Source organism: Teichococcus deserti (assembly GCF_001982615.1).
Classification (GTDB): Bacteria; Pseudomonadota; Alphaproteobacteria; order Acetobacterales; family Acetobacteraceae; genus Pseudoroseomonas; species Pseudoroseomonas deserti.
Genome location: NZ_MLCO01000166.1, coordinates 1 through 25,304, shown reverse-complemented (window position 1 = coordinate 25,304; position 25,304 = coordinate 1). Strand labels below are relative to the sequence as shown.

General features: G+C 71.4%; 24 protein-coding genes. 14 read left to right on the top strand and 10 right to left on the bottom strand.

The genetic code is table 11. The features are described from left to right. Window positions 1–163 precede the first annotated feature (163 nt). From BKE38_RS16465 to hemN, 7 genes are all read left to right on the top strand, one after another. Window positions 164–1,306 carry a Gfo/Idh/MocA family protein gene (locus tag BKE38_RS16465; RefSeq protein ID WP_076958367.1) on the top strand — a complete coding sequence of 381 codons (1,143 nt, stop codon included), beginning with the start codon at window positions 164–166 and terminating at the stop codon, window positions 1,304–1,306. Beyond that, window positions 1,303–2,346: a Gfo/Idh/MocA family protein gene (locus BKE38_RS16460; protein ID WP_076958366.1), complete on the top strand. Its 1,044-nt coding sequence runs from the start codon at window positions 1,303–1,305 to the stop codon at window positions 2,344–2,346. Before BKE38_RS16465 ends, BKE38_RS16460 begins: the two co-directional genes overlap by 4 nt. An 83-nt stretch (window positions 2,347–2,429) precedes the next feature. Beyond that, window positions 2,430–5,228: a phosphoenolpyruvate carboxylase gene (locus BKE38_RS16455; RefSeq protein WP_076958365.1), complete on the top strand. Its 2,799-nt coding sequence runs from the start codon at window positions 2,430–2,432 to the stop codon at window positions 5,226–5,228. Between the two features lie 186 nt (window positions 5,229–5,414). Continuing rightward, a complete protein-coding gene (locus tag BKE38_RS16450; RefSeq protein WP_076958364.1) occupies window positions 5,415–6,515 on the top strand; it encodes a calcium-binding protein in 1,101 nt (366 codons plus the stop codon). Between the two features lie 99 nt (window positions 6,516–6,614). Then, a complete protein-coding gene (locus BKE38_RS16445) occupies window positions 6,615–7,553 on the top strand; it encodes an SPFH domain-containing protein (protein WP_076958363.1) in 939 nt (312 codons plus the stop codon). Continuing rightward, entirely contained in the window at window positions 7,553–7,960 is a 408-nt protein-coding gene (locus BKE38_RS16440) for an NfeD family protein (RefSeq protein ID WP_076958362.1), read from the top strand. The genes BKE38_RS16445 and BKE38_RS16440 overlap by 1 nt, the downstream gene beginning before the upstream one ends. Window positions 7,961–8,014: 54 nt before the next feature. Continuing rightward, complete coding sequence (gene hemN, locus BKE38_RS16435; protein ID WP_076958361.1) at window positions 8,015–9,328, top strand: oxygen-independent coproporphyrinogen III oxidase; 1,314 nt, start codon at window positions 8,015–8,017, stop codon at window positions 9,326–9,328. A 10-nt stretch (window positions 9,329–9,338) separates the two neighbouring features. On the opposite strand, the gene BKE38_RS16430 is transcribed toward hemN, so the two are convergent. The 5 genes from BKE38_RS16430 to BKE38_RS16410 all read right to left on the bottom strand — a co-directional run bounded on the left by BKE38_RS16430 (window position 9,339) and on the right by BKE38_RS16410 (window position 14,701). Then, complete coding sequence (locus tag BKE38_RS16430) at window positions 9,339–10,289, bottom strand: YihY/virulence factor BrkB family protein (RefSeq protein ID WP_076958360.1); 951 nt, start codon at window positions 10,287–10,289, stop codon at window positions 9,339–9,341. 66 nt (window positions 10,290–10,355) lie between these two features. Next, a complete protein-coding gene (locus BKE38_RS16425) occupies window positions 10,356–12,344 on the bottom strand; it encodes a mechanosensitive ion channel domain-containing protein (protein WP_076958359.1) in 1,989 nt (662 codons plus the stop codon). Window positions 12,345–12,717: 373 nt separating this feature from the next. Next, window positions 12,718–13,641 (bottom strand): SAM-dependent methyltransferase, encoded by a 924-nt coding sequence (locus BKE38_RS16420; RefSeq protein WP_076958358.1) that lies wholly within the window; start codon window positions 13,639–13,641, stop codon window positions 12,718–12,720. After that, window positions 13,638–14,000 (bottom strand): DUF423 domain-containing protein, encoded by a 363-nt coding sequence (locus BKE38_RS16415; protein WP_076958357.1) that lies wholly within the window; start codon window positions 13,998–14,000, stop codon window positions 13,638–13,640. Before BKE38_RS16415 ends, BKE38_RS16420 begins: the two co-directional genes overlap by 4 nt. A gap of 20 nt (window positions 14,001–14,020) precedes the next feature. After that, window positions 14,021–14,701, bottom strand: coding sequence for a phosphoribosyltransferase (locus BKE38_RS16410; protein ID WP_083747598.1), 681 nt, complete (start codon window positions 14,699–14,701; stop codon window positions 14,021–14,023). A 266-nt stretch (window positions 14,702–14,967) separates the two neighbouring features. Between BKE38_RS16410 and BKE38_RS16405 the strand changes: the two genes are divergently transcribed. The 5 genes from BKE38_RS16405 to BKE38_RS16385 are packed head-to-tail and all read left to right on the top strand — an operon-like array spanning window position 14,968 to window position 20,237. After that, complete coding sequence (locus BKE38_RS16405) at window positions 14,968–16,563, top strand: ABC transporter substrate-binding protein (RefSeq protein WP_076958356.1); 1,596 nt, start codon at window positions 14,968–14,970, stop codon at window positions 16,561–16,563. A 47-nt stretch (window positions 16,564–16,610) separates the two neighbouring features. Further along, entirely contained in the window at window positions 16,611–17,738 is a 1,128-nt protein-coding gene (locus tag BKE38_RS16400; RefSeq protein WP_242662394.1) for an ABC transporter permease, read from the top strand. Then, window positions 17,738–18,637, top strand: a complete 900-nt coding sequence (locus tag BKE38_RS16395; RefSeq protein ID WP_076958355.1) for an ABC transporter permease — start codon at window positions 17,738–17,740, stop codon at window positions 18,635–18,637. The genes BKE38_RS16400 and BKE38_RS16395 overlap by 1 nt, the downstream gene beginning before the upstream one ends. A 5-nt stretch (window positions 18,638–18,642) precedes the next feature. Continuing rightward, window positions 18,643–19,506: an ABC transporter ATP-binding protein gene (locus BKE38_RS16390; RefSeq protein WP_076958369.1), complete on the top strand. Its 864-nt coding sequence runs from the start codon at window positions 18,643–18,645 to the stop codon at window positions 19,504–19,506. Further along, window positions 19,503–20,237: an ABC transporter ATP-binding protein gene (locus BKE38_RS16385; RefSeq protein WP_076958354.1), complete on the top strand. Its 735-nt coding sequence runs from the start codon at window positions 19,503–19,505 to the stop codon at window positions 20,235–20,237. Before BKE38_RS16390 ends, BKE38_RS16385 begins: the two co-directional genes overlap by 4 nt. A 76-nt stretch (window positions 20,238–20,313) precedes the next feature. On the opposite strand, the gene BKE38_RS16380 is transcribed toward BKE38_RS16385, so the two are convergent. Both BKE38_RS16380 and BKE38_RS32180 read right to left on the bottom strand, forming a co-directional pair. Next, on the bottom strand, window positions 20,314–20,862 hold the full coding sequence (locus BKE38_RS16380; RefSeq protein ID WP_076958353.1) for a disulfide bond formation protein B: 549 nt from the start codon (window positions 20,860–20,862) through the stop codon (window positions 20,314–20,316). After that, a complete protein-coding gene (locus tag BKE38_RS32180; RefSeq protein ID WP_165694207.1) occupies window positions 20,862–21,017 on the bottom strand; it encodes a DUF5993 family protein in 156 nt (51 codons plus the stop codon). The genes BKE38_RS16380 and BKE38_RS32180 overlap by 1 nt, the downstream gene beginning before the upstream one ends. Before the next feature lie 149 nt (window positions 21,018–21,166). Here BKE38_RS32180 and BKE38_RS16375 point away from each other — a divergent pair, with 149 nt between their 5' ends. Beyond that, a complete protein-coding gene (locus BKE38_RS16375) occupies window positions 21,167–21,544 on the top strand; it encodes a hypothetical protein (RefSeq protein WP_076958352.1) in 378 nt (125 codons plus the stop codon). A 4-nt stretch (window positions 21,545–21,548) separates the two neighbouring features. Here the strand turns inward: BKE38_RS16375 and BKE38_RS16370 are convergent, their stop codons facing one another. The 3 genes from BKE38_RS16370 to BKE38_RS16360 all read right to left on the bottom strand — a co-directional run bounded on the left by BKE38_RS16370 (window position 21,549) and on the right by BKE38_RS16360 (window position 23,808). Then, window positions 21,549–22,286, bottom strand: a complete 738-nt coding sequence (locus BKE38_RS16370; protein ID WP_076958351.1) for an ABC transporter ATP-binding protein — start codon at window positions 22,284–22,286, stop codon at window positions 21,549–21,551. 3 nt (window positions 22,287–22,289) lie between these two features. Beyond that, window positions 22,290–23,123, bottom strand: coding sequence for an ABC transporter permease (locus tag BKE38_RS16365; protein WP_076958350.1), 834 nt, complete (start codon window positions 23,121–23,123; stop codon window positions 22,290–22,292). Window positions 23,124–23,259: 136 nt separating this feature from the next. Continuing rightward, on the bottom strand, window positions 23,260–23,808 hold the full coding sequence (locus BKE38_RS16360; protein ID WP_242662393.1) for an outer membrane lipoprotein: 549 nt from the start codon (window positions 23,806–23,808) through the stop codon (window positions 23,260–23,262). A gap of 542 nt (window positions 23,809–24,350) precedes the next feature. Here BKE38_RS16360 and BKE38_RS31540 point away from each other — a divergent pair. Next, the coding region (locus BKE38_RS31540; protein ID WP_076958349.1) for a lytic transglycosylase domain-containing protein at window positions 24,351–25,304 on the top strand (954 nt) is incomplete at its 3' end.

Genomic DNA, 25,304 nt, shown 5'->3' with positions numbered 1-25,304 from the left:
TAACCTGAAGGTCACAGGTTCAAATCCTGTCCCCGCATCCAAGAATTCAGCAAAAAGCCCCGTCGCATCAAAGCGACGGGGCTTTTTGCTGTGCGCAGAGCAATTCCTTCTCCCCTGCCGCATCCGCTATAGCTCTCCCCGCAAACGCGGAGCAGGGCAGCGCATGAGCAGGATCGCCATCATCGGCATGGGCTTCGTTGCCGATCTCTACATGCGCAGCCTGGAGACCTTCCCCGGGATCACCCTGACCGCCGCCTATGACACCGACCCGGCCCGCCGTGCCGCCTTCGCCAGCCACTGGAAGGCGCCCGTCGTCGAAAGCCTGCAGGCCGTCTTCGACGCCCGGCCCGACCTGGTGCTGAACCTGACCAATCCGGGCGCGCATTACGAGGTCAGCCGCGCCTGCCTCGAAGCCGGCTTTTCGATCTATTCCGAGAAGCCGCTGGCCACGACCGTTGATCATGCGGAAGAGCTGCACCGCCTGGCTGCCGAGCGCGGGCTGCAGATCGCCTCCGCCCCCTGCAGCGTGCTGGGTGAAGCGGCCCAGACCGCCTGGCTGGCCATCCGGAACGGCGCTATCGGCACCCCCCGCCTGGTCTATGCCGAGCTCGACGACGGCTACATCACCCAGGCGCCCTATCGCGACTGGATCAGCGAATCCGGCGCCCCCTGGCCGCACCAGGACGAATTCGCCGTCGGCTGCACGCTGGAGCATGCCGGCTACTACCTGACCTGGCTGATGGCCATCTTCGGCCCGATCCGCCAGGTCGCCGCGGCCTCAGCCCATGTTTCCGGCGTCATGCTGGAGAATGGGGAGAGGCCGGCCCCTGATTTCTCGGTGGCCACCCTGTTCTTCGAGGGCGGCATGGTCGCCCGCCTGACCTGCAGCATCATCGCCCGCCACGACCACGCTCTGCGCATCTTCGGCGAGACCGGCACGCTCGAGCTGAAGGAATGCTGGGCCAACACCGCGTCGGTGCGCATCCGCAAGCGGCTGCGCATCCGCCGGCGCCTGGTGGAAGCACCGCTGACCTACCGCTTCCGCATCAAGGCCCCGACCCATCCCAAGGTCGGCCGCCGCGGCGCCGCCAGCATGAACTTCATGCTTGGCCCGGCCGAGATGCTGGAGGCCATGGCCGCCGGCCGCCCGGCCCGGCTCGGCGCGGATTTCGCCCTGCACCTGACCGAGGTGACGCTGGCCATCCAGGATGCGCTCGACCAGGGCGTCGCGCAGCCGGTGAGGAGCCGCTTCGCCCCCATCGCGCCAATGCCCTGGGCGGAGCAGGGCGGGAGCTACGGCCTGTGACCCAGGAGATCCGCTTCGGCATCATCGGCACCGGCGCCATGGCGGCGCGGATGACCCGCACCCTGCAGGCCCTGCCCGGGGTCCAGGTGGTCAGTGTCGCCTCCGGCAGCGCCGGGCGCGCCGAGGAATTCGCCCACCGCAACCGCATCCCCCAGGGCGTCGCCGGCGCCGCCATGCTGCTGGCCGACCCGTCGCTCGACGCCGTCTACATCGGCAACGCCAATCGCGACCATGCCCAGGCGATTCGCATCGCCGCCGCCGCCGGCAAGGCGGTGCTGTGCGAGAAGCCCTTCGCTCTCGACCCGTCCGAGGCTGCGGCCACGCTGGAGGCGGTGCGGCGTTCCGGCATCCTCTTCATGGAGGCCATCTGCACCCCTTTCCTGCCGGCCTATGCGCGCCTGGCCGCCCGGATCGCCGGAGGCGAACTCGGCGGCCCGGGCCTGCTGACCGCCAGCTTCGGCTATCCGGAGGATCCTTCCCTGCGTCCCGGCCTTTTCGCCGCGGATGCAGGCGTGCTGCGTGATCGCGGCCTCTATCCGCTGGCCACCGCCCTGCTGCTCGGCGGCCCGGTCGCGCGGATGCAGGCGGCGATCACCCGCGATGCCGGCGGCGTCGATGTCCAGGCGGCCCTGCTGCTGGAGCATGCGAATGGCTGGACCTCGCAGCTCGCCGCCTCGCTGACCGGGCTGCTGGCCAACGAGGTTCGAGTCAGCGGGCCAAGCGCCTCCTTCCTGTTGCCGGCGCCGGTGATGCATCCCGAACGCCTGGTCGCCGAGACAGCCCCGGCCCCCGCGGCCGGCGGCTCGGCGGGCGGCACCGGCCTGAAGGAGACGCTGAAGGCCAACCCGCTGCTCCGCCGCATCAAGGCGGCGCTGCCCAGGCTTGGGACCGAGCATCTGCCCTATGGCAGCGACCACTACCGGCCGGAGGCGGAACACTTCTGCGCGTTGCTGCGTGACGGGAAGACCGAAAGCCCGGTCCTGCCGCTGGCGGTCTCCGAGCAGCTCCAGGCGCTGATTGCGGAAGCGAGAAGCCAGTAAGGCCAGGGGAAGGAATTCCCCTGGACCCCATCTTTTTTTCTATCAGAAAGAATCTGAACACAAATGCACTGAGCGGGTGCAGCATGGCGCCCATGCCGTCCTTCACCGAAGCTGAGCTGATCGCCCTTGTCGCCGCAGCACGTTCGACGGCGCGGGGCGATCCCTTCGCCAACCCCGCGCTTTCCGTCGCGCTGACCCTCAGCCGGCGCCTCGACGAAGGCCAGGCCAGCCATGCCGACCTGGCCGGCATCCTGCGCCAGCTCGGCCGCGCCGCCTTCCTGGATAAGGCGCAGCGCCTGGCCCGCGGCGTCGGCGCCGGCCTGGCCACCGCCGACAGCGCGCTGGCCGCCATCGCCACCCGCATCGCCCGCCCCGATCCGGACGACAGCCCGGTGCCGCTGGCCGCCTTCCGCGCCGCCGCCGAGCGCCCGCGCGCCGCCGCGGTCTTCACCGCCCACCCCACTTTCAGCCTGCCGCGCGAATCCGGCCTGGCCCTGGCCCGCGCCGCCGGCGGCGTGCCGCCGGAGGAGCCGCTGCCGCTGCGCCCCGCCGCGCCGACGCTGGCCGACGAGTTCGAGCAGGCCGCCTTCGCCATCGCCAATGGCCGCGACGCGCTGGACCGCCTGGCCGCCGCCTTCCTCGGCACCGCCCGCGCCATCTGGCCGGACCGCTGGACCGGGCTCGACCCCCGCCCGGTGATCCTGGCCAGCTGGGTCGGCTACGACACCGACGGCCGCACCGATATCGGCTGGCACGACACGCTGCGGCTGCGGCTGCGCATGAAGCGGCTGCAGCTGGCGCGGCTGGCCGGCCAGCTCGCCGCCCTGCCGGAGGCCTGCACCAAAGCGCTGCGCGCCCGCACCGCCGAGGCGCTCAAGGCCCTGGACGCCCAGCTGGCCGCCTGCCCGCCCGCCGGCACGCCCGAGCCCGCGGCCGTCCAGGCCTTCGCCCAGGCCCTGATCGGCGGCCGCGACGCGGCCCTGGTGACGCCGGCGCCGCTGCTCGCCCTGTTTCCCGCCGCGCTCGCCGCGGCCGGGGAGGAGGAGACGCGCCTGGCGCTCTGCGTCGCCCGCGCCGGCCTTGCGGCACACGGCCTGTCGCTGGCGCATACCCATGTGCGGCTGAATGCGGCGCAGCTGCACAATGCCGCCCGCCTGCGCTTCCCGCATCTGGGCAGCGGGCCCGAGGACCCGGCGCGCCGCCGCGCCCTGTTCGCCGCCATCAACACCGCGCTGGAGGAGACCACCGCCGAGCCGGTCGATTTCGGCGGGCTGATGGTCGAGCAGGCCTCGGCCGCCCGGCTGATGATGACGGTGGCCCAGATCACCAAGCATATCGACGCCAGCCAGCCGGTCCGCTTCCTCGTCGCCGAGACCGAGAGCGGCTACACCCTGCTCGCCGCCCTGCTGCTGGCGCGGCTCGCCGGCGTCGAGGACCAGGTCGAGATTTCTCCGCTCTTCGAGACGGCGGAGGCGCTCGAGCGCCGCGGCGAGCGGGTGGTGGAAGAAGCGCTGCGCAGCCCGCACTGGCGCGCCCATCTGAAGCGCGTCGGCCGCCTCTGCCTGCAGTTCGGCTATTCCGATTCCGGCCGCTATGTCGGCCAGGTCGCCGCCACCCATCTGATCGAGCGGCTGAAGCTGCGCGTCGCCGACCTGCTGGCCCGCCACGGCCTGGCCGGGCTGGAGGTGGTGCTCTTCGACACCCATGGCGAGGGCCTCGGCCGCGGCGGCCATCCGGACGGGCTGGCGGCGCGCTTCGCCTATCTCGACCCGCCGGCGGTGCGCGCCGCCTTCGCCGCGCGCGGCATCCCGACCCGGCTGGAGACCGCCTTCCAGGGCGGCGACGGCTATCTGCTCTTCGGCACCCCGGCGCTGGCGCATGCGACGATCGCGCGCATCGCCCAGCACGCCTTCGCGCCGGTCCCCGAGACCATCACCGATCCCGCCTATGCCGAGGCCAGCCCCGCCACCGACCTTTTCGCCGGCGCCCGCCTCGCCTTCAACGGGCTGGTCGAGGATGCCGGCTATGCCGCCCTCCTCGGCGCCTTCGGCCCGGCGCTGCTCGACCGCACCGGGTCGCGCCCGGCCAACCGGCAGAGCGATTCTGGCGGCCCGGTGGCCATCCGGCACCCGCGCGAGCTGCGCGCCATCCCGAACAACGCCGTGCTGCAGCAGCTGGGCTTCCTGGCCAATCTGATGCACGGCCTCGGCCATGGCGCGCTGCAGGAGGCCGAGGCCTTCGCCGAGCTGCTGCACCACAGCCCGCGCTTCGCCAATGCCCTGGCCTTCGCCCGTGCCGGCCTGGCGCTGTCGGATGCCGACGTGCTGCGTGGCTATGTCGCCAGCCTCGACCCCGGCACCTGGCTGGACCGCGCGGCGCAGACCCGTCGTCCGGGCCGCGCCGCCGCCCTGGTGGCCGTCGCCGGCGCGCTGGAGCAGCTCGGCCTGGGCGACCCGGCGCGGGCGGTGTTCCGCCGCCTGAAGGCCGACGACCTGGCCCTGCGCGCCGCCTGGCCCGGCCAGGCACCGCGCATGTCCGACCGGCTCTTCGCGCTGCATGCGCTGCGGCTCTGCCTGATCCACCGCATCTGGATCATCGCCGTCGAGGTGCCCGACTTCTCCCCCCGCCACGGCGTGACGCGGGACGGGCTGCTGCACCGCCTGCTGCGCCTCGACGTGCTGGCGGCGGTCGAGCTGCTGGAGCAGGTCTTCCCCGCCAGCGACCCGCCCGGCGCCGCCCTCGACTTCGCCGAGCCACCCACCCCGCGCCACGACGGCTATGGCGAGGAACAGGAGCGGCTGATTCGCCCGTTGCGCGAGGTTTTCGCCCTGGTGCGAGAAATTTCCGCCGTGGTGTCGCTGGAATGCGGCGCTTTCGGGTGAAGGCGTTGATCTTGCTTAGCTGCTGATTTTCCTGCCTTTCATTGCGATCTTCGGGGATCATTCATCCGCCAAGACCGGGAGGAATGGCGGATGATCCGCAAGACTTACGATTATTCGAACTCGCCTTATGGCCTGTCTTTCGTCGATCTATTCGATGGATCGTATCAGATTTGGAACGGATCGACGTTGACCGGCACCGCGAATTTCGGCAGCCACTTCACGCTGATCGGCACGGCCTTCGCTGACTACATGGAAGCCTTCTCGCCCAAGGTGGAGCTGCAGGGCGGCGGCGGCGACGACATCCTGCTGGTCTTCGGCCCGGATGGCGTGGCGCAGGGCGGCGAGGGCGACGACATCCTGATCGGCGGCAATCTCGATGAAGATGCCCCGGCCGATTCCTTCATCGTGCTGAACGGTGGCGCCGGCGCCGACGAGATGCTGGGACTTGGCGGCAACATCAAGTTCGTCGTCGACAACCCCGGCGACGTCGTCGTGGTGGAGGCCGAGGCGCCGGGCTACCACGCCATCATCTCGACCATCAGCTATGCCCTCGACCCCGGCCAGGGCATCGAGAAGCTGCAGCTGGCCTCGCGCACCGGCAGCGAGAACCTGTCGCTCACCGGCAACGAGTTCGACAACTGGCTGGCTGGCAATGCCGGCGCCAATCTCCTCGATGGCGGCGCCGGCGACGACGTGCTGGAGGGCAAGCGCGGCGACGACACCTACTACGTCGATTCTGCCGGCGACCGGGTGATCGAGCGGCCGGGCCAGGGCTACGACACGGTCATCACCACCACCAGCTACACGCTGGAGGCCGGCCAGTCGATCGAGCTGCTGAAGCTCGACCCCAGCACCGGCCGCGCCAACTACACGCTGGTCGGCAACGAGCTGGACAACCGCCTCTGGGGCAACAGCGGCAGCAACCAGCTCTGGGGCGGCGACGGCGACGACGCGCTGTATGGCCGCCAGGGACGCGACAAGCTCTATGGCGGCGATGGCGACGACCTGCTGGATGGCGGCCGCGACGGCGACTGGCTGACCGGCGGCGCCGGGGCCGACACCTTCCTGTTCCGCGCCGGCGAGGCCAATGGCGATCGCGTCCTGGATTTCTGCGCGGCCGAAGGCGACCGCATCCGCCTGCTGGGCTACGGCACGCTGGAGGACGGCGTGATGCTGAGCCAGCTCGACCACCAGAGCTGGCGCGTCGTCAGCGTCGACCGCAGCATCTCCGAGGACATCTTCTTCCTGGGCGGCATGCCGGCGCTTGGCGACTTCGTGCTGTCCTGAGCCGTACACGATCGCGACGGCAGCCCGGCCGGGCAGGCGATTTTTCGCCGCGCCCGTGCCACCCTCTCTCCCGGTCGAGCTTGGGAGAATCACGCCGCCATGATGCTGTCCGAAGGGGCCCTGATCGTCTTCGCCGTGCTGCTGGCGCTGGCCGTGCTCACCGCCTTCAAGGGCATCCGCACCGTGCCCCAGGGCGAGGCCTGGACGGTCGAGCGCTTCGGCGCCTTCACCCGCATCCTGCAGCCCGGGCTGAACTTCCTGGTGCCCTATATCGACGGCATCGGCCACAAGGTGAACGTGCAGGAGACGGTGCTCGACATCCCCGAGCAGGCGGTCATCACCCGCGACAATGCCAATGTCTCGGTCGATGGCGTGGTCTATTACCGGGTGATGGACCCGGAGCGCGCCGCCTACCAGGTGCAGAACCTGACCCAGGCGCTGACCGCGCTGTCGATGACCAATATCCGCGCCATCATCGGCGAGATGGACCTCGATTCGGCGCTGTCCTCGCGCGACAAGATCAACACCTACCTGCTCAGCGTCCTCGACGGCGCCACCGACCCCTGGGGCGTCAAGGTGACCCGCGTCGAGATCCGCAAGATCGAGCCGCCGGCCAACCTGGTCGCCGCCATGAACACCCAGATGATCGCCGAGCGCGAGCGGCGCGCGACGGTGGCCCGCGCCCAGGGCGAGCGCGAGGCCTCGATCGCCCGCGCCGAGGGCGACAAGGCCGCCCAGGTGCTGGAGGCCGAGGGCCGCCTGGAGGCCGCCCGCCGCGACGCCGAGGCGCGCGAGCGGCTGGCGCTCGCCGAGGCCGAGGCCACCCGCTCGGTCGCCGCCGCCGCGCGGGAGGGGGGCGATGCCGCGCTCAACTACTTCATCGCCGAGCGCTATATCCGCGCCTTCGGCGAGCTCGCCGGCAACCCGGCCTCCAAGCTGGTCGTCGTCCCGGTCGAGGCCTCGGCGCTGGCCGGCGGCATCGCCGGCGCGCTGGAGGTCTTCCGGAATGGCGGCGTCGCCGGCGGCCCCAAGCCGTGATGCCCGAGCCTTGGGTGCTGTGGCTCGCCGGCGGCCTGCTGCTGATGGCGGCCGACCTGCTGATCCCCGGCATCTTCCTGGTCTGGGTCGGTGCCGCGGCGGTGGGGACGGGGCTGCTGGTGCTGCTGGCCGAGCCGGCCTTTCCGGTCCTGGTGGTCGTCTACATCCTGCTGCTGGCGCTGGGCATCTTCCTGTCCGTGCGCTTCTTCCGGCCAACGCCGCGGGCAGGGGGCGTCAACAGCCCATCCTCCGGCCTGGTCGGGCGGCCGGGGCTCTGGCAGGGGGCGGGACGCGTCCGCGTTGGCGATTCCGACTGGCCGGCCCGCGGGGGCGAAGCCCTGCTGCCGGGCAGCCCGGTGCGGGTGATCGGCGTCGAGGGCATGGTGCTGGTGGTGGAGCCGGGGTGAGCGGCTTGATCCACCTCAAGGCGGCGCGGACCGCCCGGCGCTAGACCTCCGGGCATGACGCCCGACACCCTCGCCCGCTACGCCGCCGCCGCCCTGCCGCGCTACACCTCCTACCCGACCGCCCCGCATTTCGCGCCGATGGAGGAAGGCGAGTACCGCGACGGGCTGGCGGCGCTGACCCCCGGCGAGGCGATCAGCCTCTATGTCCATATCCCCTTCTGCCGGGCGCTCTGCTGGTATTGCGGCTGCCACACCGCGGTGACGCGGCGGCCCGGGCGCCTGTCCCGCTACACCGAGGCGCTGCTGGTCGAGGCGGCGCTGCTGTCGGAGGCGGCTCCCCATGCCGGTCCGGTGACGGCGCTGCATCTCGGCGGCGGCACGCCCAGTGCCATCGGCGCCGAGGGGCTGTCCCGTGTTTTCGCCGCGCTGGGAAAGGCGTTCCGCTTTGCGCCAGGGGCGGAGAAGGCGATCGAGCTCGACCCGCGGGTGCTGACGCCGTCCATTGCCGCCGCCTTGGCCGAGGGGGGCGTCACCCGCGCCAGCCTCGGCGTGCAGGATATCGACCCGGCCGTGCAGGCGCGGATCGGCCGGCTGCAGCCCGTCGCGCAGGTGGAAGACGCCGTCGCCCTGCTGAGAGACATCGGCATCGGCGCCATCAACCTCGACCTGATGTACGGCCTGCCCGGCCAGGGCCTCGCCGAGGTCGAGGCCAGCGCCCGTTTCGCCGCCGGTCTCGGCGTCGAGCGGGTGGCGGTCTTCGGCTATGCCCATGTGCCCTGGATGAAGCCGGCGCAGCAGGCGATCGATGCCAGCCTGCTGCCGGGCCCCGCCGCCCGGCTCGACCAGGCCGAGGCAGCGGCGGCGGTGCTGGAGGCCGCAGGCTACATCCGCATCGGCCTCGACCACTTCGCCCGTCCGGGCGACCCGATGGCGGTGGCCGCCGCCGAAGGCCGGCTGCGCAGGAATTTCCAGGGCTATACCACCGACACGGCGCCGGTGCTGCTGGGGCTGGGCGCCTCCTCGATCGGCCGGCTGCCGGGCGGCTTCGCCCAGAACATCGCCGACGAGCGCGGCTGGCTCGAGGCGGTGGAGGCTGGCGGGCTCGCCGTCCGCCGCGGCCGCGCCCTCTCGGCGGACGACCGCCGGCGCGGCGCGCTGATCGAGCGGATCATGTGCGACCTGTCCCTGCCGCGCTCTGGCATCCCCGCCGATGCCTGGCCGCGCCTGGCGCCGCTGCTCGCCGATGGGGTGGTGGCGCTGACAGCCGACCGGCTGATGGTCACCGAGCGCCGCTTCCTGCGCCACGCCGCCGCCGCTTTCGACGCCTATCTCGGCACCGGCACGGGGCGGCACAGCCAGGCGGCCTGATGGAAGAAGGTCACCCCACCGCCGGCGGCAGCCCCACCGGCGGCCGCTCCGGCGGAGCGTCTCCCAGGGCGTCCCCCAGGGCATCCCCCAGGGTTTCTCCCAGGGACGCCTGGTGCCGCTGCCAGCGGCGCGCGTCGCGCTGCATCGCCCAGGCCTTGGTGAATTCCGCGCCCAGCAGGAAGATCTGCGCCGAGTAGTAGATCCACAGCAGCACGATCACCGCCGAGCCGGCCGCGCCATAGGTGCTGCCGATGGCGCTGCTGCCGAGATACAGCCCGATCAGCGTCTTCCCCAGGTTGAACAGCAGGGTGGTCGCCACCGCGCCGACGATGACGTCGCGCCATTCCAGGCGCCGGTCCGGCAGGATCTTGTAGATCGCGGCGAAGAGCAGGGCGACGAGCGCGAAGGAGATCACCGCATTGGCGATGCGCACGATCAGCGCCAGCGCCGGCAGGTGACCGTCCAGCATGGCGCCGATCGCGGTCAGCGCCGCACTGACCACCAGCGAGACCAGCAGGAGGAAGCCCAGCGTCGCCACCAGGCCCAGGCTGGCGGCGCGCGCCCGCAGCAGGCGCGAGACGGTGTCGCCCGAGGCCTCGACCCGCCAGATCATGTTCAGGCTGGACTGGATCTCGCCGAAGACGCCGCTCGCCGTCAGCAGCAGCGTCGCCAGGCCGAAGGCGCTGGCCAGCAGGCCGGAGGTCGGGTTGGAGGCGCTGAGGATGATGCCCTGCACCACCTCGGCCCCCGCCGGCCCCATCAGCCCGCCGAGCTGGCCGACGATGGCGCCGCGCGCCGCCTCCTCGCCGAAGACCGTGCCGGCGATGGCGATGGCGATCAGCAGCACCGGCGCCAGCGAGGTCACCGTGTAGAAGGCGATGGCGGCGCCGCGGCTGAGCGCGTCGTCCTCGATGAAGCCGTAGACGGTCTGCCGGATCAGCCACCAAGCCCTGCCAGCCATCGCCCCTGGTCCCGGAATTCTTGCGTTTCCGGAAAACGTGGCGGCAGCCGCCCGGGTTGCGCTGGCTCAGCTCTCGGCGGCCGGCTTCGCGCCAGAGGGAGGCGGAGCGGGAGGCGGAGCGGGAGGCGGAGCGGCAGGCGGAGCGGCAGGGGCGCCGGCGGCACGCGGCGGCTCCAGCAGCTTCGCCGGCAGCGGCGGCTGCCCGTCGCCGCCCCAGGAGACGGTGCGCTGCGGATAGGGCATCTCGATGCCGCGCTCCTCGAAGACGTCCTTGACGATCTCGCTATAGGCGCGGCCGGCGCCCCAGTGCTTGCCGGCCAGCGTCTTCACCCGCACCCGCATCATGATCGCCGATTCGCCGAAGCTGGTGATGCCCTGCATGTCGAGGTCGCCCAGGATGTTCGGCCCGTGCTCGGTCTCCTTCAGCCGGGCGAAGGCCTCCTGCAGCGCCGCCTTCACCGCAGGGATGCTCTCGCGGTAGGAGACGCCGATATCGGCCACGTGGAAGCCGAAGTCCTTCATCATGTTGGCCACCGTGGTGACCGAGCTGAAGGGGACCAGGTGCAGCGTGCCGGTGCCGTCGCGGATCGACAGCGAGCGGATGGTCAGCCGCTCCACCACGCCGGAGACGCCGCCGGCGGCGACCACGTCGCCCTCGTTCAGCGCGTTCTCCAGCTGGATGAAGACGCCGGTGATGATGTCCTGCACCAGCTTCTGGGCGCCGAAGCCGATGGCCAGGCCGACGACGCCGGCGCCGGCCAGCAGCGGGCCGATATTCACCCCGATCTCGGACAGCGCCAGCATGGTCACCATCACCACCAGGGCGATGCTGGCGGCGTTGCGGAACAGCGCCAGCAGGGTCCGCTCGCGCGGCGTCGGCACCGTGCCGTAATTCGGGTTCAGCCGGTATTCCACCCAGCTGGTCATCGCCAGGTGCAGCAGCATGCCGGCCAGCAGGATCAGCCCGGCCGAGAGGATGGCGCCGGCGAAGCGGCCGCCGCCGGCCGTCGACAGCCAGCGCGGCAGGTCGAACAGCTTCCAGGCCCAGAGCAGGCCGAGCGCCACGGCGACCAGCACGGCGATGCGCAGCACCTTCAGGATCGCCGGGATCATCGTGTTCAGCCGGCGCTCCAGCAGCGGCAGCCGCTCGGTCAGCGACTCCGGCACGGCGATGCCGCGGGCCAGCGCGCGCCGCATCAGGTGCAGGATCAGCGTGGCGGCGGCGATCACCGCCAGCGACTGGGCGGTGGCGCGCAGCATGAAGAACAGCGCCTCGCGCGGGTTGGTCACCCAGGCCAGGAACAGCGCCACCATGTAGAGGATGGCCAGCAGGTGCCAGACATGGCCGAGCGCGGTCCAGGCCTGGCCCATGGCGCGCAGGCCGCGGCGGTCGCGCCGCGCCTCGATCCAGGCGCGGCCGGCGCGGCGGTGGCGCAGCACGGCCAGGATGCCCAGGACCAGCGTCAGCAGCATGGCCAGCAGCCGCAGCGACTGGGCGGCGGCGGCCGAGGCGAAGCTGTTCAGCAGCGGCGCCAGCAGCATCAGGGTATAGCCGATGATCGAGGCGGCGCGGCTGAGCCAGAAGGACCAGGCGCGGGCCCCCTCGTCGCCCAGCGGCAGCGGCCGCAGCGAGGGCTGGCGCGGCATCAGCAGCGCGCGCACCACCGCCTTGCCGCCCTCGACCGCCAGGAAGGCGTTCAGGATCAGCGTCTGGTGCACGGCGATGGCGCCGGTCTGGCCGTAGAAGAGGGCGAAGAAATAGCCGCCGGCCCAGGCCAGCACGACGGCCGCCACCTCGATCAGCAGCGCCGCCGGGATCAGCGCCACGCGCAGCGCGACCGCGCCCAGCCCGCTGCCCGCCCTGGCCGCGCGCCGGTCCAGCATGGCCAGCAGCGGCGCGGTCAGCAGCCGCAGCAGGGCGAAGCCGCCGACCACCACGCCGATCATCAGCCCGACCGACAGCATGGCGCGCCAGAACACCGCGTCATCGGCCGCATCCGCCCGGTTCAGCACCTGCCCCAGCCCGGCGAAGAGCGCGCCCAGATGCTTGACCATTCCCGCCGCCTGCTCGGCCACCGTCTGGCTGTATTCGGCCAGCTGGCGGGCGAAGGTCGGCTCGGCCGCGGGCCGGGGCGGGCCCCGCCTTCAGCCGGTCGATCAGCGCGCGGCGGGTGGCGTCGTCCTCGAGCAGCCGCACCAGCTCGTCCAGCGAGGCCTGGCTCACCCCCTGGCCTGCCCGGCCGGCGCCGGTTGAGGCCGCGGGCGGGGACTGGGCCATCGAGGGAGCGATGCCCAGCCAGAGGCCGAGCAGGGCGAGCAGGAGGAAGCGCATCGGGCGGGGTAGTCTCCAGGTTCGGGCGCGGAGCCTAAGGGCCGGCGCCGCACCGGTCCAATCCCGCCCCCCCTCACAGCGGCGGGAGCGTCTTCGTCAGTTCTGCACCGGCGCGTCGAGCAGGCAGAACATCAGCTCGTGCTTGTTGTGCGCGCCGTGGAACACCTTCGCCCCGGGGATGGCGGCGAATTTTTCGGCGGTGTCGTGGTCGGTCTCGCCCTGGAATTTCAGGGTGCAGACATAGTTCCGCGCCCGCCCTGCCGCCATCCAGCGCTCGACCAGCCCCAGCAGCCGGGCGGGATAACAAATGATGTCGCTGAACAGCCAGTCGGTGACCGGCTGCTTCTCCGGCTCCAGGCCGAAGGCGCTTTCGGTGCGGATCGTGACGTTCGGCAGGGCGGCGACGGCGGGGTCCATCTGCGCCTTGTCCACCGCCGTCACCTGGCCGCCGAGCTGCGCCAGCGCCCAGCTCCAGCCGCCCGGCGCCGCGCCGAGGTCGAGGCTGGTCTCGCCGGGCCCCGGCCAGCGGCCGATCCGGGTCAGCGCCTCCCAGAGCTTGAGGTAGGCGCGTGAGGGCGGGCCCGCGCGGTCCTCGGCGAAGCGGATGGCGCCGTTGACGAAGGGGCTGGTCTTGGTCGGACTGGCCAGCATCAGGTCGGGCGCCAGCAGGGTCCAGCCGCCGAGATGGCCGGCGGGCGGGACCTCGGGGAAGCTCAGGGCTTTCGGCTTCAGCGGCGGCAGGTTCTCGGCGATCAGGGCAGCGCGGCGGTGGTGCAGCACCGGCTCCAGCGACCAGTTGCGCTGGATCGCCCGCAGCGCCGCGGCGGCGCCCTTGATCGAGGGGACGGCGATCTCGCGCGGGTCGGTCCAGACGTCCAGCGCCCAGGCGCTCTGCACCGGCGGCTGCTCGCTCAGCGCCAGCGGGCCGTGCCAGCGGGAAATGGCGACGCCCTTGCGGCGCAGCTCCTCCTCCACCTCGGGGTGGAAGCCCTCATGCGTCAGATAGGCGCTGCGGATCATGCGGCGACCGGGCGTTTCAGCACGGCGAGGCCCAGCACCAGCCAGCCCAGCATCAGCAGCGTGCCGCCCAGCGGCGCCATCCGCGCCGGTCCGCCGGTCAGGGCGCCGACCCAGAGCGCGCCGCAGAAACCCAGCATGCCCAGGGTGAAGCAGGTGCCGGCCGCCTGGATGGCCCAGCCGGGGCGGCGCTCGGCGAGGAGGCCGACCGCCAGCAGCGCCAGCGCGTGCCAGCCCTGCATGGTGATGGCGCTGGCGACGCGGGCCGCCGCGCCGGCCTCCAGCCCATGCGCGGCCCAGGCGGAAAGCCCCACCGCCAGCAGCCCCGACAGACAACCCAGCACCAGCCAGAGACGCGGCATCAGCACAACTCCCTCAACCCTCAAGGCCCCGAGACGCCGCGCGGCAGCGTCGAGAAATCCGGCCGCCAGCCCTCGGCCCCGCGCAGGAACAGCGGCGTGCAGAAGCCGGCGGACACCGGCACCTCGGCCCGCCAGTCCGGCTGCCAGCGATCGCCCTGGGCCATGGCGACGCAAAGCCCGACCGGCTCGACGCCGGCCAGCCGCAGCAGCTTCAGCCCGGCCAGGGCCGAGCTGCCGGTGCTGATCACGTCGTCGACCAGTAGCACCCGGCGGCCGGCGAGCCGCGGCAGCAGCCGCGGATCCAGCCACATCCGCCGCGCATCCGGCGCGGTGGAGGAGGAGGTCGGCACCGACAGCCGCTCCTCATACCACTTCTTGCGTGAATAGCCGGGGGCGACCCAGTTGGTATGGCCCAGCGCCTCGGCCACCGGGCCGCCGAAGACGTGTCCCAATGTCGGCAGGCCGACCACCACCTCGGCTTCGAAGCGGCGGGCGGCCGCGGCCATCCAGCCGGTGACGGCGCGCAGGACGGAAAAACTGGCCTGGTTGGCGATGAAGCCGGTCACCGCGATGGCGCCATAGTCGCGCAGCGGCAGCACCAGGTGCCGCCCATCCGGCATCGGCGCCGGGTAGCGGTCGTGGTAGCCGGCGCCCGTCATCGGGTCGGGCGCGGAAAAATCCTGCCAGAACGCATCGCTCATGCCGGGGGCGGATGCCATGGGCATGGCGCTTGCACCAGAGGGAAACGCGCATGGCTTCCCCGGGGCCACCTGTCAGCCAAGTAATGTCGGACTGGACAATTTGTCCAAAGCGCCACGCCCGAGCCCGGCGAAGGTAAAAATTTTGCCCCAAACGGCTGTCCTGGCCGCGGAACTTGGCGAATGCCGGGGGTGGAGCCGCAACGCCCCGTGGCGCCGCCCCCCCGCGGCGCGCTAAGCCGTCATGGCTTGCAGGAGGTCCACCCACCATGCTCACCCGCCGTTCGTTGCTGCTGGCCTCGGCCGCGGCTGCCGCGCTGCCCGTCTCGCTCTCGCCCGCGATCGCCCAGACGCCGCCGGGCGTGCTGGTCTTCGCCAAGCAGATCGACGACATCATCACCGTCGATCCGCACGAGGCCTTCGAATACACGGCCTCCGAGCTCGCCGGGAACGTCTACCAGAAGCTGGTGACGACCCCGAACTCGGACCCCGGCAGCATCCAGGGTGAGCTGGCGGAGAAGTGGGAGGCCTCGGCCGACAGCAGGACCTTCACCTTCACCCTGAAGGACGGGCCGAAATTCGCCACCGGCAAGCCGGTGACGGCCGAGGACGTGGCCTTCTCGCTCGGCCGCGCGGTCACGCTGAACAAGGCGCCCGCCTTCATCATCAACCAGTTCGGCTTCACCAAGGAGAATGTCGCGGCGCGCATCCGCGCCACCGACGCCCGCACCCTGGTGCTGGAGACGGCCGAGCCGACCGCCCCCTCCTTCCTGCTCTATTGCCTCTCCGCCGCCGTCGGCTCGGTGATGGAGAAGGCGGTCGTGATGTCCCACGCCCAGGGCGACGACCTGGGCAATGCCTGGCTGAAGACCAATTCGGCCGGCTCCGGCAGCTATGTCATCCGCCAGTGGCGCGCCAGCGAGAGCGTGGTGCTGGAGGCCAACCCGCATACCAGCGCGCCCCCGGTGATCAAGCGCGTCATCCTGCGCCACATCGCCGACCCCTCGGCGCAGCTGCTCGGCCTGACCAAGGGCGACTACGACATTGCCCGCAACCTGGGCGCCGACCAGATCAAGCAGCTCGAGGGCAACCCGGCCTACACGGTGCAGTCGGCCCGCAAGGCCAGCCTGATGTACCTGTCGCTGAACCAGAAGAACCCGAACCTCGCCAAGCCCGAGGTGCGCCAGGCGATCAAGCTGGCGCTGGACTATGAGGGCATCCAGAAGGCGATCGTGCCGACCACCTATGCGGTGCACCAGTCCTTCCTGCCGGCCGGCCTGCCCGGCGCGCTGACCGAGCATCCCTTCAAGCGCAACGTCGCCGAAGCCAAGGCGCTGCTGGCCAAGGCCGGGCTGGCCTCGGGCTTCGAGCTGTCCTTCGACTATGCCTCGGCCGCGCCCAACGCCGACATCGCCCAGGCGATCCAGGCGAACCTGGCCGAGATCGGCATCCGCCTGCGCATGCTGCCCGGCGAGATGCGCGCGGTGATCACCAAGACCCGCGCCCGCACCCATGACGTGGCCATGGTCCGCTGGGGGTCCGACTATTTCGACCCGCACAGCAATGCCGAGGCCTTCAGCATCAACACCGACAACAGCGACAACGCCCGCAACCGGACGCTGGCCTGGCGCGCCAGCTGGGAGATCCCCGAGCTCTCCGCCCGGACGCTCGCGGCGCTGAAGGAGACCGACGCGGCCAAGCGCTCGGCGATGTATGGCGACCTGCAGCGCGACCACCAGCAGCAGTCGCCCTTCGTCATCATGCTGCAGGAGATCGAGGTCTCGGTCTCCCGCGCCGCGGTGAAGGGCTTCGACATGGGCCCGATGAACGACCGCCATTCCTACGTTAAGATCACCAAGGCTTAAATGAACGTCAGGCAGAACCAGGGTGCCGGGTCTTCCGGCCGGCACCCGTGAGCGACAGCAGCCTCTCCCGCCCGGTGGTCCCGGGCGGCGATCCGCAAGGTCCCTCAGGCTCGCCGCCTGGGGGCATCGCCCCGCGGCCGAAGGCGGCGCGTCCCTCGGCGGCGAAGCTGCGGCTGAAGGCGCTCACGGCCACGCTGGCCAGCGTGCCCATCACCCTGTTCGGCCTGGCCCTCGTCACCTTCCTGATCGGCCGCGTGGTGCCGATCGACCCGGTGCTGGCCATCATCGGCGACCGCGCGCCACAGGACGTGGTCGAGCGCACCCGGCTCGAGCTCGGCCTCGACCAGCCGCTCTACATCCAGTTCTGGAAATATCTGGGGCAGATCCTCAGCGGCGATCTCGGCCGCTCGGTGATGACCTCCAACCCGGTCACCCAGGACATCGCCCGCTTCTTCCCGGCGACCTTCGAGCTGGCCACCGTCGCCATCATCGTCGCCGTGCTGATCGGCGTGCCGCTCGGCGTCTGGGCGGCGACGCGGCAGGGCAGCTGGATCGACCAGGGGGTGCGGCTGTTCTGCCTGGCCGGCCATTCGCTGCCGGTCTTCGTGCTCGGGCTGATCTCGCTGCTGCTGTTCTACGCGACGCTGGGCATCGCCCCCGGCCCCGGCCGCCAGGGCATCTATTTCGAGGGGCTGGTCGACGAGCGCACCGGCATCCTGACGATCGACGCGCTGCTGGCCGGCGACATGCCCGCCTTCCGCGACGCGATCTGGCACCTGGCGCAGCCGGCCGGCGTGCTCGCCTTCTTCTCCCTGGCCTATATCGCCCGCATGACGCGGGCCTTCATGCTGGCCGAGCTGAAGAGCGAATACGTCACCACCGCGCGGGCCAAGGGCCTGTCCGGCGTGACCATCGTCTGGGGCCATGCCTTCCGCAACATCGCGGTGCCGCTGGTGACCGTGCTGACCATGACCTATGCCGGGCTGCTGGAAGGCGCCGTCCTGACCGAGACCATCTTCGCCTGGCCGGGCCTCGGCCAGTACCTGACCGTCTCGCTGCTGAACGCCGACATGAACGCGGTGCTCGGCGCGACGCTGGTGGTCGGGCTGATCTATGTGGCGCTGAACCTGATGGCCGACCTGCTCTACCGCCTGCTCGATCCGAGGGTCTCCTGATGGCCGCCGTCTCCCGCGCCTGGCTGCTGTCCGACGCCCCCGCCTCCCGCGCCCAGGCCCGCTGGGGCCGGCGCTACCAGCTGTGGCTGGCCTTCCGCCGCAACCCGCTGGCCGTCGCCGGCCTGGCCGTGGTGCTGGCCATGCTGGCCCTCGCCCTGGCCGCGCCGCTGCTGGCGACCCACGACCCCGGGGTGCAGAGCCTGGCCAACCGCCTGGCGCCGCCGTCCTCCGAGCACTGGCTGGGCACCGACGAGCTCGGCCGCGACAGCTGGTCGCGCCTGCTCTATGGCGGCCGCGTGACGCTCGGCATGGTGGTGGCCGTGGTGATCCTGGTCGCCCCGCTCGGGCTGATCGTCGGCTGCGTCGCCGGCTATGCCGGCGGCATCGTCGACAAGCTGCTGATGCGCGTCACCGACGTCTTCCTGGCCTTCCCGCGGCTGATCCTGGCGCTGGCCTTCGTCGCCGCCATGAAGCCGGGCATCGAGAGCGCCGTCATCGCCATCGCGCTGACCGCCTGGCCGCCCTATGCCCGGCTGGCGCGGGCCGAGACCCTGACCATCCGCAACACCGACTATGTCGCCGCGGTGCAGATGACCGGCGCCTCGCCCTGGCGGATCATCTGCCGCCATGTGGCGCCGATGTGCCTGCCGTCTCTCACGGTGCGCGTCACCCTGGACATGTCCTCGATCATCCTGACGGCCGCGGGGCTCGGCTTCCTCGGCCTCGGCGCGCAGCCGCCGATCCCGGAATGGGGCACGATGATCGCCTCCGCCCGGCGCTTCATCCTGGAGCAGTGGTGGGTGCCGGTGATTCCCGGCATCGCCATCTTCACCGCCAGCCTGGCCTTCAACCTGCTGGGCGATGGCTTGCGCGACGTGCTGGACCCGAAGCAGCGGTGAGCGGCATGACCGAAGCCCCCCCAAGCGAAGCCCCCCTGGTCGAAATCCGCAAGCTGCGGGTCGACTTCCCCAACCCCGCCGGCTTCACCCAGGCCGTGCGCGGGATTTCCTTCAGTTTGGGCCGCGAGAAGCTGGGCATCGTCGGCGAGAGCGGGTCGGGGAAATCCGTCACCGGTCGCGCGCTGATGCGGCTGCTGCCGGGCTCCGCCCGGGTCCAGGCGGAGGCGCTGCGCTTCGACGGCATCGACGTCCTCGCCGCCTCCGAGCGGCAGATGCGCGCCCTCCGCGGCGGCCGCATCGGGCTGATCATGCAGGACCCGAAATACAGCCTGAACCCGGTGATGACCGTCGGCCGGCAGATCGCCGAGGCCTGGCTGGCGCACAACAAGGGCGGCAGGAAGGAAGCCCGCGAGGCCGCGCTCTCCCTGCTGGAGCAGGTCCGCATCCGCGACCCGCTGCGGGTGCTCGATTCCTACCCGCACGAAATCTCCGGCGGCATGGGCCAGCGCGTCATGATCGCCATGATGCTGGCGCCCAACCCGGACATGCTGATCGCCGACGAGCCGACCAGCGCGCTGGATGCCAGCGTCCAGGCCGAGATCCTGAAGCTGATCGAGGAGCTGGTCTCCGCCCGCGGCATGGGGCTGATGCTGATCAGCCACGACCTGCCGCTGGTCAGCCGCTTCTGCGACCGCGTCGTCGTCATGTATGCCGGTCAGGTGATGGAGGAGCTGCCGGCGCGCGACCTGCACCGCGCCCGCCACGCCTATACCCGCGGGCTGCTCGACTGCATGCCGAGCCTGTCGGCGCCGCGGCCGCGCCTGCCGACCCTGACCCGCGACCCCGCCTGGCTGGAGCCGCAGCGATGATCGAGGTCGAACGCCTCAACGTGCATTTCGGCCACAACCAGGTCGTGCACGACGTCTCCTTCCATGTCGCCCCCGGCGAGACCTTCGGCCTGGTGGGCGAGAGCGGCTCCGGCAAGTCGACCGTGCTGCGCACCATCGCGGGGCTGGTCCCCGGCTGGGATGGCGGGCTGGCGGTGGACGGCAAGGCGCTGGGCCCGAAGCGCGACCGCGCCTTCTTCAAGTCTGTGCAGATGGTGTTCCAGGACCCTTACGGGTCGCTGCACCCGCGCCAGACCGTCGACCGCATCCTGGCCGAGCCGCTGGCGGTGCACGGCATCGCCGACGCCGAAAGCCGCATCACCCGGGCCCTGGAAGAGGTGGCCCTGCCGCGCGTGGCGCGCTTCCGCTACCCGCACCAGCTGTCCGGCGGCCAGCGCCAGCGCGTCGCCATCGCCCGCGCGCTGATCGCCGACCCCTCGGTGCTGCTGCTGGACGAGCCGACCTCGGCGCTCGACGTCTCGGTCCAGGCGGAGGTGCTGAACCTGCTGGCCGACCTGCGCCAGGCGCGCCAGCTGACCTGCATCCTGGTGTCGCACAACCTGGCGGTCATCGGGCATCTCTGCGGGCGGCTCGCCGTGATGCAGGGCGGGCGGATCGTCGAGATCCTCCGCCAGGAGCAGCTGCGCGACGGCACGGCGCAGCATGCGCATACGCGGGAGCTGATCGCGCTGTCGCATGAGCTCGAAGGGTAGAAGCTAGCAAGGCCCAGGGGACTGAATGCCCCCCGCGGCGCAGTGCGCCGCGCCCATCTTTCTTCTGTCCCTCGGCTCAGCGCAGCAGCTGGTAATCCACCGGATTGTCCGGGCACAGCCCGCCGCCGCATTCCAGCACCGTCGAGATGCCGTTCCCCAGCACCAGCAGCGCGGCCAGCGCCAGCACCGCCAGCCCCAGCGCAGGCAGGCGGGACTGGGGTGCGCCAGCCTCGTCGAACTGCCGGTCGAACAGCAGGAGAAAAGCGCAGCCGGCGACAATGACGAAGAACAGCAGCAGCGCCCAGCTGTAGAGATGCAGCCCGAGCAGCGTGCCGCCATAGCCCGCATCGCCCGGCGCGATATGCAGCAGCACCTGGCGCGCCGAGATGCTGCCGCCGATCAGGGCGGAGAGGATGGCGATGCCATAGTGGCTGGGCCGCGGCCCGCAGCGCAGGTTCAGCGCCAGGCCCAGTGCCACGCCGGCAAATCCGGCGCGCTGCAGGATGCAGAGCGGGCAGGGAATGTCGCCATGGACCAGCTGCTCGAAGAAGGCGGCGGCCAGCACCAGGGACACCGCCAGCAGGCCGATGCCGTTCAGCGTCCGGCAGATCGGGGTCTTCGCCATCAGAAGGACAGTGCCAGGCTGTCCGTCGCATGCGACCGGAACAGCAGCAGCAGCGCCAGCATCGACGCCGCCCAGAGCGCGACGGCGGCGGCCCGCCGCTCGGCCCAGGCCAGGCAGAAGGCGGCGAAGAGGCCGAAGAAGGGAAGGCTCATCATGGGCGGCGGCGCTCCGGCGAATGCGGCGCCCAGTCTAGGGAATCAGGGGCCGCAGCCATAGCCCGGCTCTATCGCCTCGATTGGTCCCAATGTCTGGCGCGACGGGACCGGTTCGCGCAGGATCCCTCCAGCGAGAGAGGTTTCTTTCCATGCCCCGAGCCACTTCCCTGATCGCCGCCACCCTGCTGGCCGCCCTGGCCGCGCCGGTGGCCTCCCCCGCCCGGGCCCAGGCGGCGCAGGACTGCCTGGCCGCCGGGCTGGTGCGGATCGACAGCATCCAGCGCAGCCAGCAGCGCCAGGGCGGCAATCCGAATGTCGAGGAGGTCACCTTCGGCTTCGTCAACATCGCAGGCCGCCCGATCACGGTGACCGCCGCCTTCGCCGGCCCGCGGGTGACCAACAGCCTAGTCTTCAGCCGCAGCTGGCAGCTGTCGAACGGCCAGCGCCAGCTGGTGATGGCGGGCAGCGTGCAGCGCCCGACCAGCGACAACGACGCCCGCGCCGCCCTGAAGCTGACCTGCCTCTAGCGGGCTAGGCTCCGGCCGGGCCCAGGATCTCGTCGACCGTGCCGTCGCCGATGATGCGCCCGGCTTCCAGCTTGATCACCCGGGTGCACCAGCGGCGGACGACGTTCATGTCGTGCGTCGCGATCACCAGGATGTCGGCGCCGGTCACCAGCCGGGTCAGGCGCTCTTCCGCCTTCAGCATGAAGTCGGCGTCGCCGGCCAGGAACCACTCGTCCATCAGCAGGATCTGCGGCGTGATGGCGGTGGCGATGGCGAAGGACAGCCGCACCTGCATGCCGGCGGAATAGCCGCGGGTCGGCATGTCGAGGAACTCGCCGAGGCCTGCGAACTCGGCGGCATCCGCCTCCAGCAGGGCGATCTGGCTTTCGCTCATGCCGCGGTAGAGGCCACGGAGCACGATGTTCTCGCGCCCGGTGCTGTCGGAATCGATGCCGGCGGCGGGGTCGATCAGCGAGCCGACCTCGCCATGCACCTCGAGCTGGCCGGCGACCGGCTCATAGATGCCGGCCAGCGTCCGCAGCAGCGTGGTCTTGCCGGCGCCGTTGGTGCCGATCAGCGCCACGCGCTCGCCGCGGCTGATGTCGAAGGTCAGCTCCGACAGGGCGGAGACGACGACCCGGTTGGATTCGTCGGTCTTCAGCCGGATCGCCGCCTTGGCCAGCAGGCGCTTCTTCAGGCTGCGGGCGGCCAGGTGGTAGAGCGGGAACTCGATGCGGAGGCCGCGGGCGGAGATGCTTGCCAAGGCTCAGACCCAGAACGCCACGCGGTTGCGGAAGCGGATGAAGAAGACCAGCGCGATGGCCAGCAGCACGCTGCTGTAGCCCAGCGCCGCGGCCCAGGTCAGCAGCGAGCCGCCGCCCTCGACCAGCGGGCCGCGCACCATCTCGAGCATGGTGTAGAAGGGGTTCAGCGGCAGCCAGACCGCATTTTCCTTCAGCAGCTCCGGCTTCCAGATGACCGGGGTCAGGAAGAAGGCCATCTGCATGACGTTGGTCACGATCGGCCCGATATCGCGGAAGCGGGCGCAGATCATGCCGAGGAAGATCGAGACCGCCAGCGCATTGACCGCCAGCACGGCCAGCCCCGGGATCAGCAGCAGCACCTCGATCCCCGGCCAGTGGCCGACGATGGCGAAGACCACCAGGATCAGCGGCAGGGTATGGGCGGCGTTCAGCGCGTTGCGGAAGACGCAGCGCAGCGCATGGGTGGTCAAGGGCAGCCGCAGCTGGCGGATCACCCCGTCGGCGCTGGACAGGCAGTTGGCGGCATCCGCCACCATCGCCGCCAGCACGTTCCAGACGATCAGGCTGGTCACCAGGTGGGGCAGGTAGCTCTGCAGGTCCATCTGGAACAGCTGCGAGTAGAGCAGCCCCAGCCCCAGCACCATCGCCGCCATCGACAGCGTCACCCAGAAGGGGCCGATGACCGATCCGCGGTAGCGGTTGCGCAGGTCGAGGCGCGCCAGCGCCCAGGCCAGGCGCCAGCTGGTGAAGCCGGCGCCGAGATCGGCCAGCGCACGGCCGCGGCGGTCCGGGTTCTCGGCATCGATATGATAGGTGGGGAGGACCGCTTGCTGCATGGCGGCGGGTCTATACACCGGTTTTCCTGGCGCTTGCCAGGGCAAGGCTAGGTCGCGAGGGAGAACCGGACCGCAGGGCAGCCATCGGCAGCGAAACGCTGCCGCCGGCCAACGAGCCGGCGGCAACTGGAAGAAACTACTTCACGCCGCCATAGGCGCCGCCGTAGCTGGCGGGGGGGGCGTAGGAGACGGGCGGCGGGCCGCCGGCGGCGCGGCTGATCCGGGTGCGGTCGCCCCGGCTGATCACCACGCGCTCGTTCGGCTGCAACTGCTCCTCGTTGGTCTGCACCACCGAGATGTCGCCGCCATGGTCCTCGCGGATGAAGAACTCGACCGCGGTGGTCGAGCTCACGCCGCGGCCGATGGCATTGCCGGCCAAGCCGCCGACGAGGGCGCCGCCGAGGCCCGCCAGCGCGTTGGAGCGCCAGTCGCCACCGATGAAGCTGCCGGCGACGCCGCCCGCCACTGCGCCGGCCGCGGTGCCGATGCCGGCGCCGTTGCCCTGCACCTCGACCGGGCGCATGCCGATGATGGTGCCGTAGGAAATGGAAGCCGCCCGGCCCATCGCCGCGCTGCTGTAGGTGCTGCCGGTGTATTGCGGCGCGCAGGCCGCCAGGGTGCCGCCCACCAGCATCAGGGCGAGGCCGGCGCGGAGGCTGCGGGAAAGACGAGAAGGCGCGGGCATGGCGATGTCCCTTGTTATCACTGCGAGTCGCTTCGTCGCGGGCCGGGCCGGCCCGGGCGCGTCGGTGCGGGCGGATCCGTCTGTGCCGCCTGGCCACCGGCCGGCGACGATAGCCTGGGAGCGGTGCCGCTCCCAGGCCGGCCGCGATCACGCTCTGTCATGGCGTGGCCGGAAGCCGGCCATGGCCAGCGAGTAAACGTGATCGGTGCCCCGCCCGTTGCGTCTTCCCCCGATGATTGGGGCACCGGCGGCGCTGCGCCAAGGGGGGCAGGCCGCTTGCGTCACCGGTTTTACACATCGAGACGCAACGCCATGGAGCGCCCGGCGGAGCCCCGCCTGCGTCACGAGGCTTGCGCCAATTGGCTGTTTCCTTTAGCGGTTTAGCAGCAGATGTTCTGCTGAAACTTAAACCCGGTGCAATTCCGGAGTCGGCAGCGTGGGGGCGCGGCCGGTTCCAGCCCATGGAGCGGCATCGGACAGACGGGGAATTGGGGATGACTCCGTGCCAGAACGGACGGATGACGCCGGGGGGGCGCATCCGATTGGCCGCCACGCTGTCGATGGTGGCCTTGCTGGCTGCCTGCGGCACCGCCAGCCAGCAGGCGCGGCCGACCGCCAGCGCCGCGGCCCAGGCCGCCGCCTATCCGCAGCCTTCCAGCTATGATCCGCCGGGGCCGTCCAGCGACCCCTGGGGGCCCTATATCCGCGAGGCCTCGCGCCGCTTCGACATTCCGGAGCGCTGGATCCGCGAGGTCATGCGCCAGGAATCCGGCGGCCGCGTCTCGGCGCGCAGCCCGGTCGGCGCCATGGGCCTGATGCAGGTCATGCCCGGCACCTATGCCGAGCTGCGCGGCCGCTACGGCCTCGGCGACGACCCCTACCATCCGTGGAACAGCGTGATGGCCGGGACCGCCTATGTGCGCGAGATGTACGAGCTCTATGGCAGCCCGGGCTTCCTGGCCGCCTACAATGCCGGCCCGCGCCGCCTGGAAGACTATCTGTGGAACGGCCGCGGCCTGCCGGCCGAGACCCGCAACTACGTCGCCCGCATCGGCCCGCGCATCATCGACGCGCATCCGGGCCGCCGCGCCGCGCCGGAGGTCTATGCGGCCGCCGAGATCCCGCTGAACATCCCGGCCGGCCCGCGCCGCGGCGACACCGCCACCATGCTGGCGCTGCGCGACCAGCGCAACGCCACCGACCCGGGCATCCGCGTCGCCACCCTGCCGGCCGGCCCCGTCGTCCGCATGGAGCCGATCCCGGACGGCTCGACCTATGCCGCCGCGGCGCCCGTCCAGGTCGCCAGCCTCGACCCGGCCGCAGGCAGCAACGTCGTCCGCATGGAGCCGATCCCGGACGGCTCGACCTATGCCAGCAGCCCGGCCCCGATGCCGGAGCCGCCGCCGGCCGCACCCGTGGCCTCGGCGCTGGCCGCCGCCGCGCCGGCCGTCCTGCCGCTGGCCAGCCCGCCGCCGCCGCCGCCCTCCAGCCTGGCC